Origin of the sequence: Maledivibacter sp., assembly GCA_025210375.1 — a bacterium.
GTDB lineage: Bacteria > Bacillota > Clostridia > Peptostreptococcales > Caminicellaceae > JAOASB01.
The window spans coordinates 1-11303 of record JAOASB010000043.1 but is presented as its reverse complement, the minus strand read 5'-3'; the positions used below and the strand labels follow the sequence as shown (position 1 = coordinate 11303).

Below are 11303 nucleotides of genomic sequence, written 5' to 3'. Positions count from 1 at the left end.
ACCTTCTACAAAAACTATCTACCATATGTAGTCTAAAATTCTTCAAAGCCATACCATCAAATATGCTTATATCTTAAGCAATTAAATCAAGGATGATATTCGCATATGCAATTCTGCCAAGTAAGAGTTATGCAATTTCCTTAATTATCTAAGCACTCAATTCCCGGTAAAGCTTTACCCTCAAGATACTCTAAAGAAGCTCCTCCACCAGTGGATATATGAGTAAACTTATCTGCATAGCCAAGCTGTATAGCCGCAGCTGCACTATCTCCTCCACCAATAATAGTAGTAGCAGCTTCTAGCTTTGCAATGGATTCACAGATACCAACAGTTCCCTTAGCAAAGTTTTCCATCTCAAACACACCCATAGGGCCATTCCATACAACAGTTTTTACCCCTTTTAATTCCTTTGAAAATAATTCAATTGTATTCATTCCTATATCAAGTCCCATTTCATCCTCTGATATATCATCAACGGATACGGTTCTAAATTCCGCGTCATTTTTAAATTCCTTAGCAGCTACTGTATCGATAGGCAACACTATTTTATCCCCGGCTTTTTCTAATAATTCCTTAGCTAGTTCAACCTTTTCTTCCTCAACAAGTGACTTCCCAATATTTTTCCCTAAGGCTTTTAAGAAAGTGAACATCATTCCGCCACCAATTAATATTTTATCAGCTTTTTCAATTAAATTTTCTATGACACCTATCTTATCAGATACCTTGGCTCCTCCTAATATTGCCACAAGGGGCCTTTCTGGATTGCTCACAACACCGCCAATAAATTTAATTTCCTTTTCTAGAAGGAAACCTGCAGCAGATTCAAGATTTTGAGCTATTCCAATATTAGAAGCATGGGATCTATGGGCAGTGCCAAATGCATCATTTATGTATACATCCCCTAAGGATGCCCAGTATTTGCCTAGATCAGGGTCATTCTTTGTTTCACCCTTTTCAAATCTAGTGTTTTCAAAAAGTAAAACTTCCCCTTCTTTAAGCTCATTAATAGCCTTTTCAAGAACATCTCCCCTAGTAGAAGGTATAAATTCAACCTTCTTATCTAGAAGTTCTGAAAGTCTATCGGCAATAGGCTTAAGGGTCTTAGTTAATTTATCTTCCTCTGTTTTTATTCTTCCTAAATGGGAAAATAATACAACTTTACCCTTCTCCTCAATGACGTGCTTAATCGTTGGAAGTGCCGCCACAATTCTATTATCATTAGTTATTTTCCCATCCTTCACGGGGACGTTAAAATCAACACGAATCAGTACCTTTTTACCCTTTAATTCTAAATCTCTAATAGTCTTAGCCATAAACCTAACCTCCAAAGATTTTAGATTTTTTGAAATCCTTAAAAATAGCGGAACTTAACTGTTCCGCTATTCTATTATTCTAGTCGTTTTCTCAAGAGAAATCAAGCCAAAATTCAGGGGCTTAATGCCCCACAGATTGTTGACAAAGTCAACAAGATGGCAGGCTACCTAACAAGCTGAAGTTCGAGGCGTGCTGAAACCGAGAGGCCGCAGCGTATATAGAAATACGTAAGGGTTCTTGGCTGAAGCAACAACGAAGAAATTCGGGTTTTTAGGCAGCCTGAGGGGCTTAATGCTCCATAAGTTTTTATATTATTATCTTATAAATATTATTTGTTCATTAAATCGACAAAATACTTAGCAGTTCTTACTAACTGAGCTGTGTAAGACATTTCATTATCATACCATGTAACAACCTTAACCATTTGCTTACCATCAACTTCTAATACCTTAGTGCAATCTGCATCAAATAGTGATCCGTATTTAGTTCCTATGATATCCGATGAAACGATTGGATCCTCAGTATATCCTAAGGTTTCATTAGATGCCGCTTTCATCGCTGCATTGATTTCTTCTACAGTTACTTTCTTGTCTAATTCAACTGTTAGATCAACTAATGAACCCGTCATAGTTGGAACTCTCATTGCTCCACCATCAAGCTTACCATTTACTTCAGGTAATACTTTACCTACTGCAACAGCAGCACCAGTAGTAGTAGGTACAATATTTTGAGCAGCAGTTCTACCTCTTCTTAAATCCTTATGAGGTCCATCTAATGTATTTTGATCATTAGTATATGCATGGATAGTAGTCATCAGACCTTTTACCAATCCAAAATTGTCATTTAACACCTTAACAACTGGTGCTAAACAGTTAGTTGTACAAGAAGCTCCTGATAATACTGTTTCACTTCCATCTAATATTTCATGATTTACATTATAAACAACTGTCTTCATATCACCCTTAGCTGGAGCAGAGATGATAACTTTTTTAGCCCCTGCTTTAATATGCTTCTCAGCTAATTCTTTGGTTCTAAAGAAGCCTGTGGCTTCTATTACTACGTCCACATCATGATCTCCCCAAGGTAAATTTTCAGGATCTCTTTCAGCGTAGATTTTTATTTCTTTACCATCTACTACTATAGCTGCTTCCTTAGCTTCAATTGAATCAGCTTTGTATGTACCTTGTGCTGTATCATACTTTAATAAATGTCCTAGAGTTTTTGCATCGGTTAAATCGTTTAATGCAACAATTTCAAATTCTGAGCTATCAAACATTAGTCTGAACGCCAATCTACCTATTCTCCCAAAACCATTAATTGCAACTTTTACTGCCATTTTTATTCCTCCTTATATTTTAAAATAATTTTTTTTGCCACACTTTCATCACAAACAAGTACAAGATTTTCATTTAATTTTGAAATAGATGCTATTGCTTCGGCTTTTTCCCTTCCTCCTGCAACAGCAATCAAATTATCTATATTATTAAATGTTTCTAAATCAATACCTATTGTACTTATCTCATGTACTATTTCACCATCTTCATTAAAATAGTATCCAAAGGCTTCTGAAACAGCCCCTTTGCTTAAAAGCTTCTGAATTTGGTCATCACTTAAGCCCCTTCTAATAGCCATTGTATCAGCCCTACCTATTCCGAAAACTAGTATATCTATGTCTTCAATTAGTTCGATTATTTCTTTTATAGAAGGCTCCTTAAGCAAACTTTCTATTGCATTTTGAGATAAGAAATCTGGTGTATATAAAGATTTATAATGACAATTCAATTTATTAGCTAAACTCTGAACTAAAGTATTGGCTTGATACTCTACTTTTTTTCCTAATCCACCTCTAGCCGGTATTACAGTAACTTCACTTAGTTCACCTTTTTTAGGCTTATATTCCTCGACAAACTGTAAAATTGTAGTTCCACCTGTCAACCCTAGTATACTGCTGTGGGTTATCACACTATTCAAGTAATTTGATGCTGTTTTAGCCATCTCCCTATATACAAATGGATCATCATCAACTGAATTTGGTACTACCATAACTTTCTTTATTTTTAAAATATCCTTAAGCTCTTCTTCTAATAACTTTAATCCCTTGAGAATGTGAAATACATATTTCAATCTATCTAAAGTATTTTTTCCCCTAGAAGTAATATTCATTCCTTCTTGCGTAATACTAATAAGTCCTTGATTCTTTAAAGCAGTTGAAGCGGTTCTTATATTTCTTTCTGTTAAATCCAATTTATCAGAAAGGCTTCTTCTACCAATTGGTCCTAGAAAGTTTATCACCCTTAAAACTGCATATCTTTTTTCTATAACTTCCATGAAATCTGGAGTAATGTTATTTAAGATACTTATTAATTCATCAATTTCAAAACCTTCTTTACTCCTTATTTTATTATCCAATTTAGCACTCCAATCTTGGTATATTTTAACAAATTAGTTAGGTCGTTATGTGACCATGTCATTTTTGGGCGTCCCGACCTCTTAAAAAAAATATCTAAATCAATTATACATTTAGTATTCCAGTTTTTCAATAGTGAAATTATATAATCCCTTTTATTATGAATTATTTACCAATACAAACTCAGTGGTATCAAAGATTTGAGTCTATCATTAAAATTTTTTCTAAAACTAAAGACACCTAAAGGTGCCTTTAATTTAATATCTTCTTCGTTTAGACGAAGATGGTATATTTAGTTCATCCCTATATTTAGCTACAGTCCTTCTAGATATCTTTACTCCTGTTTTATTAAGTTCATCTGATATCGCTTGATCACTAAGGGGTTTTTTAGTATTCTCATTTTGTATCAAATCCTTTATTATGGATTTAATACTTTCCGCAGACACCCCTTCTCCAAGAACACTAGATACCCCACTTTGGAAAAAATATTTTAATTCATAGATTCCCTTAGGACATTGCATATACTTGCCATTAATTGCTCTACTGACCGTAGATTCATGCACACCGACTTCGTCGGCTATTTCCTTTAGTGTCAAAGGTTTAAGATAGATTATTCCCTTTTCAAAAAAATCCATTTGATAATCAACTATAGCTTTAACAACCTTATATATGGTATTTCTTCTTTGCTGAATACATCTTATGAGTTTTAAAGCAGAATTTAATTTTTTATTAATATATGAAGACGTATTTTCTTCCATCTCTTTATTTAGAAGAAGCTTTCTGTAATAATGATTTATAGTAAGTCTAGGAGCAGCAGTATCTCTTACAATAACTATATACTCATTATTCACCTTTTCTACCGTAACATCAGGAGTAACATACCTTACGTCCCTACTTGAACTAAATATTCTACCGGGTTTAGGTTCTAAGGTTTTTATAAAATCCCCTACCTCTTGTACCCTTTCATGGGAAATATTAAGTTTTTTAGCAATATTATTAATTTTATTATTACCTAAATCATCTAAATGCTCCATAATAATCTTATATATTGTCTCTTCTTTAACATTATTTTGTCTTAGTTGGATAATCAAGCATTCCCTCAAACTCCTCGCCCCAACACCCACGGGGTCAAAGGTTTGAATAATGTTAACTATACTTTCAGCTTCACTATCTTCTATGCTAAATCTATTGCATATATCTTCATTGTTAACCTGTAAATATCCATTTTCATTTATGTTTTCAACTATATATCTTCCTATCATTTTCTCTTTGCCCTTTAAAAGGGTAAATTGAAGCTGAAATAATAAGTGTTCAGTTAGGGTCGTTTCAGTTGACAAATAATTTTCGAAGGATGTTTCTTCTTTCTCTTCGTAATTACGTATCCTGTTTCTACTTTTAAAATTGTCATATTCAGAAAAAAGCTTTTTCATGTCAATAATTTCATCTTGGTTTTTTGTTTCTTTTTTTGATTCATAATCAGCTTCGCTTTTTTGATTACTTGGTTCAAGTACTGGGTTGTTAACTAATTCTTGCTGTATAAAGTCTTTCAACTCAATAGAATTATATTGTAATATTTCTATAGCCTGCTTTAACTCTGGTGTCATAACTAGTTTTTGAGTTTGTTCCAAATTTAAATTGTACGATAATCTCATATCAACCACCCTATACATAAGTATATTTAACATACTTTTTACAATTTAATTATACCAAAAAAACGTTGTCAAACAAAGCATCATAACAATTTAATCGACAAATGTCGTTATTTTTTTTCAAAAAACCCCCTTAAACTATTGATTTAAACATATTCTGCTAAAATATATATTTTTCAAATTTTTTAAATTTATTACTCAATTTATAGAAATTACAATGAAAAATATAAAAAAGCATTTCAAAATTAATTGAAATGCTTTTTAGTAGTGTATAAATACTATTATTATCTCTCACCCTTTTCATATGGTTTACCCGCTGCTCTTGGCCCGACGGACTTACCGGAAAACACAACTAAGGCTATTACAGTAAGTATATATGGGAAGGCCCAGAAAAATTCCTGGGGTAGCTTGCTAAGGAATGGTATTTGATAGGCTACTATACCCAATGCCTGTGAAAAACCAAAGAAAATACCTGCTCCCACTACTCCCAAAGGATGCCATTTACCAAATATCAATGCTGCCAAAGCTATAAAACCGGTACCATGAATTGTTGCATAGGTATATTGAATATCCTGGGTCAAGACCATGATTGAACCACCTAGTCCAGCAAACATTCCAGATAAAATAACTCCAATATATCTCATTTTATATACATTTATACCCATTGAATCCGCAGCTCCAGGATGCTCTCCCACCGCTCTAAGTCTTAATCCAAATGGGGTTTTATATACAATATACCAAACCACCAATGCAATTAGTATTACTATATAGGATGTACTATGAACTTTTTGAAAGAATAGTTTCCCTAATACAGGTATATCAGAAAGTACTAAAATATCTTGCTTTTTAATTCCATTCATAAAAGCAACAGTTCTTTGTTGATCAAAAATAATCTCGCATAAATATATTGTCAGTCCCGCTCCTAACAAGTTAATTGCTGTACCACTGATAACTTGATCAGCTCTTAGATTTATACTAACATAGGCATGAATAATGGAAAACAACCCACCTGTTATTATACCCGCTAACATTCCGATCCACGGACTCATAGCTCCAAAGGAACCCTCAACCAATACAGTAACTGTTGCCGCCGTAAAAGCACCTACCATCATAAGTCCTTCTAGGCCTATATTAAATACTCCCGATCTTTCACTAAACAATCCACCTATAGAGGTTGAAATAATAGGTGCTGCAGAAGTTAGCATTAAGGGTATTATTATACTCATAAACTGCATAAAATCCATATTATTTCTCCTCCTTTCTTAAACGAAGTATCAGTCTCTTAATACCATAATTCATGGCTGCAAATAGCACTATAAAGGCCATTATGATTTCTGCTATCTCTTTTGGAACATTAGCTAGTGACATAGCCCTTGAACCAGACTTCAATGCCCCGAACAAGAATCCAGATATTAATATACCTAAACCTCCATTATTTCCAAGTAGTGCCACTGCTATTCCGTCAAGTCCATATCCTTCAAAGGCTCCAACAACCCTTGCATAGTCAAATGTACCTATAGAGATCATAGCCCCAGCAAGCCCAGCAAATGCCCCTGATATCATCATTGAGTATACTATATTTCTTTCTACCTTCATACCAGCATATTCTGAGGCATGGGGATTAAATCCCACTGAACGCAACTCATAACCAAATGTTGTTCTTTCAATTATATACCAAAATATCAATACTCCCAAAAATGCTATAATGAATCCCCAGTGGAGCCTAGAATGCTTCGTTATCTTAGACAAGAATTCACTGCTAAGATTAGCTGACGGAAGAATATTAACGGTTTTTGTATTTGAGCTTCCGGGAAGCATCTTAATTGCATAATTAACCAAATGCAAGGCCGTATAGTTAAGCATGATTCCTACTACCACCTCATGAACCTTGAATTTCGCCTTAAGAATTCCGGGTATAAGGCCCCACAATGCACCTGCTGCGGCTGCCACTAACAATACTAATGGTACATGTATGATTCTAGGTAAATCTATTAAAATTCCAACAGCAACTGCTGCAAATGATCCTACTATAAGCTGTCCCTCTACTCCAATGTTAAAAACTCCAGTTCTTAGCCCAAATGCTATGGCAAGCCCCGATAAAATTAGGGGAGTGGATGAAACAATCCATTCTCCAAACACCCTAGGTTTCCCTACAACTCCTTTAACCAAAGCCCTATAACCGTTTATAGGATTTATCCCGGTAATCATCATAATAATAGCACCAGCTATAAATCCCAAAAGCACAGATATCAATGGTACCATAAATCTTTGATTCTTTTCATCGGTTATAAATTTCAGCATTACATATCACCTTCTCTCTTGTCCTGATTAGCACCCGCCATCATTAATCCAAGTTGACTTTCTGTAGCCTTTGATGATTCAATTATTCCAACAATTTTCCCCTCAAATATAACAGCTATTCTATCACTTACATTCATAACTTCATCGAGTTCAAGGGATACCAATAGTATGCCCCTTCCTTTATCCCTTTCTTCTATAAGCTTTTTATGGATAAATTCTATTGCCCCTACATCCAATCCCCTAGTGGGCTGTCCCGCGATTAAAAGAGATGGGCTTCTATCTACCTCCCTAGCAATAATTGCTTTCTGCTGATTACCACCTGACATCGATCTAGTAATAGTTTCTATACCCTGTCCACTTCTAACATCAAATTCATTAATAAGTTCATCTGCCTTTTCATTTATAGCCTCCCTATTCAAAAGGCCATTTTTTGAATAGGGCTTTTGATAATATGTCTGCAAAACCATATTTTCGCCTAATCTAAAATCCAGTACTAATCCATGCTTATGTCTATCCTGGGGTATGTGACCGATTCCACTTTCGGTTCTATTTCTTATGTTCATACTTGTAATGTCATCCCCTAGTAACTCTATCTTACCCGATTCTACTTTCCTTAATCCTGCGATAGCTTCTAATAATTGGGACTGACCATTACCATCTACCCCTGCTATCCCTAATATTTCACCTTCTTTGATCTCTAAGTTCAAGCCATCTACAGCCTTTAAACCCCTTGAATCCTTTACAACCAAATCAGAAATCCTTAGTACTGTTTCACCAGGTTTCGCCTTACCCTTAGCTACCTTAAAGCTAACTTCTCTACCAACCATTAACGATGCTAATTCCTCTTCAGATGTAGCTGCTACGTCTACAGTGTCAATGTACTTCCCTCTTCTGATAATAGTACATCTATCGGACACTTCTTTTATTTCCTTTAGCTTATGGGTTATGAGAATTATGGATTTGCCTTCCTTCACCAGTCTCCTCATTATCTCCATAAGTTCTGTTATTTCCTGAGGAGTAAGAGCTGCTGTTGGTTCATCAAATATAAGTATTTCTGCATTACGATAAAGCATCTTTAGGATTTCTACACGCTGCTGCATTCCTACGGTGATATCTTCAATCACTGCATGGGGATCTACTTCAAGACCATATTGAGTTGATAATTCTTTAATTTCATTAGCGGCCTTTTGGATATTTATCCTGCCTCTTTCGGTTGGCTCTTGTCCAAGGATAATGTTTTCCGTTACTGTGAAATTATGAACAAGCTTAAAATGCTGATGAACCATCCCTATACCTAAATCGTTGGCAATATTAGGATCGGTAATATTTACTTTTTTTCCTTTTACTTTTATTTCTCCAGCTTCAGGTTGGTATAATCCAAATAAAACACTCATCAAAGTAGATTTTCCTGCTCCATTTTCACCTAATAAAGCATGGATTTCACCAGGTTTTACCTGTAATGTTATGTTATCATTAGCGACTATACCGGGAAATTCTTTTCTAATGTTTAGCATTTCAATAACATATTCCATTTTTGCAACTCCTCACTTTTAAAAATAAGACCTAATTTATTATATTATACCAAAAATTCATCATTATTTTAATAATATTATAGTTGCAAACATGCACTTTATATTACCCATTAATAGCTTTTATCTAATTGTAATTTTTTCCAGGGATAAACATGGTGAAATTCTGCTAATATCATTGAATTTTTTCATATTTTTTATAGGCTTTATAGCAATTAAAATTTTAAGGAATTTTGGGTATCAAGTTCCTTTATTTTTAATTACAAAAAAATAAGCCCATCTAGGAATGGGCTTATTTTTTCAGCTTATTTAAGACTTTCTTCAAAAGTTTTTAAATCATCCATGTTATTTGGAACTTTGATTTCACCCTTAACTATCTTTTCTTTATATTCTGCAATTGCTTTAATTATATCTTCACTTAAATTTGGATTTTCTGCTGGTATACCAACACCATTGTCAGCTAATGTTAATGATGTCACTTTACCACCTGGGAATTCGCCCTTTTGAGCTGCTTCTACCATATTGTAAGCTGCAACGTCAACTCTTTTCATCATTGAAGTTAAAACAACTGACTTGTTATTGTCCTTATCATATATACCATCAGCATATTGATCTTTGTCAACACCAATTACCCAAACATCTTCTCCATTTTCAACTCTGTTCTTCGCTTCATTTATTACACCGTTACCGGTTCCACCTGCTGCATGATAAATAACATCTGCACCTTGCTCATACATTGTTGATGCTATTTGTTGACCTACTCCTGGATTCCCAAAATCTCCAGCATATTGATCTACTACTTCGATAGTTGGGTCAACTGAATGTACACCTGCTACAAATCCAGCATGGAAATGTCTAATTAATGGGAAGTCCATTCCACCAACAAATCCAACTTTCTTACTCTTTGTAGTTTTAGCCGCTGCTACTCCTATTAAGAAAGATCCTTGCTCCTCTGCAAACTTTACAGATGCAACGTTTGGATTAGTAACCTCTTCATCAATTAATACAAAGTTAGTATCTGCATATTGACCTGAAACTTCAGTCATTGCATCTTTAAATAAGAAACCAGCAGCTACTACAACATTATAGCTGTCATCACCAAAAGCACTTAAGTTTGGTATGTAATCTGCTTCTTCATTTGATTGAATGAAGTTATACTCAGTTCCTTCAGTCCATCCTTTTTCTCCAGCGTATCTTACGATACCTTCCCAAGTTCCTTGGTTGAATGATCTGTCATCAATTCCACCTGTATCAGTAACAAATCCTACTTTAAAATCATCTGCTGCTTCCTTTTCTGGTTCCTTTGCCTCTTCTTTTTCCGGTGCCTTTGCTTCTTCTTTCTCAGGAGCCTTTGGTTCTTGTTGCTCAGGAGCTTTTGCACAACCAGCAAATAGACTGATTGCTAATACCGCTACTAATAATAGCGACAATACTTTCTTACTCATTTTTAATTTCCTCCCTTAATTGATTTTCACATAATTCAAAGTATATATATTCTACAAAAAATATAAAATTCCTTTTTTTATTGTGGTTTTATTATTAACTTATTGTAATATCATACTTTATATTCCTATTTAATAAACAAAGCATTGCTTGTATTTTACTGTAAAACTAGGCAAGTCTGATAAGATAGATATGATACTAATATTACGATAGAGCAAATTGTATAACTCTTACTTGGCACAATTGCATATGCGAATATCATCCTATATTTAATTGCTTAAGATATAAGCATATTTGATGGTAGAGCTTCGAAGATTTTAAAACTACATGTAGTAGATGGTTTTTATAGAAAGTAATTATGCAATTTGCTCGATAGACTAATCCTTATCTTGAAATATATAAGGACTGAGTTCAAAGAATAATTCTTTGGGCTCAGTCCTTAAAATAAGTCTACCTATTAACAATCATTGCTTTCTTTAGCGACAAAACCTGCTTTTACAAGGGCATCAGTAGCATTACCAATCTTTGCTTCACTTACAAGAACTATAGGCCCTGTACAACCCATACCACTTTCAGCATAGATTCCTTCCTTCCATAAAGCCCTTACAGCATCTTCTAAATCCATTATGTCTATTCCTGAGATTTGTCCTGTTACTACTT

9 protein-coding genes are annotated in these 11303 nt (G+C 34.4%); all 9 read right to left on the bottom strand.

What is annotated here, in order from left to right:
- Positions 1-140: 140 nt before the first annotated feature.
- The gene (locus N4A68_15340) at positions 141-1313 is read right to left on the bottom strand and encodes a phosphoglycerate kinase (GenBank protein ID MCT4565670.1); all 1173 of its coding nucleotides are present in this window, start codon (positions 1311-1313) and stop codon (positions 141-143) included.
- A gap of 329 nt (positions 1314-1642) precedes the next feature.
- The gene (gene gap, locus N4A68_15335; protein ID MCT4565669.1) at positions 1643-2650 is read right to left on the bottom strand and encodes a type I glyceraldehyde-3-phosphate dehydrogenase; all 1008 of its coding nucleotides are present in this window, start codon (positions 2648-2650) and stop codon (positions 1643-1645) included.
- A 2-nt stretch (positions 2651-2652) separates the two neighbouring features.
- Entirely contained in the window at positions 2653-3723 is a 1071-nt protein-coding gene (locus tag N4A68_15330; GenBank protein ID MCT4565668.1) for a sugar-binding transcriptional regulator, read from the bottom strand.
- 255 nt (positions 3724-3978) lie between these two features.
- Positions 3979-5373, bottom strand: a complete 1395-nt coding sequence (rpoN, locus tag N4A68_15325; protein MCT4565667.1) for an RNA polymerase factor sigma-54 — start codon at positions 5371-5373, stop codon at positions 3979-3981.
- Positions 5374-5654: 281 nt separating this feature from the next.
- On the bottom strand, positions 5655-6614 hold the full coding sequence (locus N4A68_15320) for an ABC transporter permease (protein MCT4565666.1): 960 nt from the start codon (positions 6612-6614) through the stop codon (positions 5655-5657).
- A gap of 1 nt (position 6615) precedes the next feature.
- On the bottom strand, positions 6616-7671 hold the full coding sequence (locus tag N4A68_15315) for an ABC transporter permease (protein MCT4565665.1): 1056 nt from the start codon (positions 7669-7671) through the stop codon (positions 6616-6618).
- A complete protein-coding gene (locus N4A68_15310; protein MCT4565664.1) occupies positions 7671-9203 on the bottom strand; it encodes an ABC transporter ATP-binding protein in 1533 nt (510 codons plus the stop codon). The genes N4A68_15315 and N4A68_15310 overlap by 1 nt, the downstream gene beginning before the upstream one ends.
- A gap of 302 nt (positions 9204-9505) precedes the next feature.
- Positions 9506-10645, bottom strand: a complete 1140-nt coding sequence (locus tag N4A68_15305; GenBank protein ID MCT4565663.1) for a BMP family ABC transporter substrate-binding protein — start codon at positions 10643-10645, stop codon at positions 9506-9508.
- Positions 10646-11100: 455 nt separating this feature from the next.
- Positions 11101-11303 (bottom strand): glycine reductase (locus N4A68_15300; protein MCT4565662.1); only part of this gene is annotated, 203 nt, incomplete at its 5' end.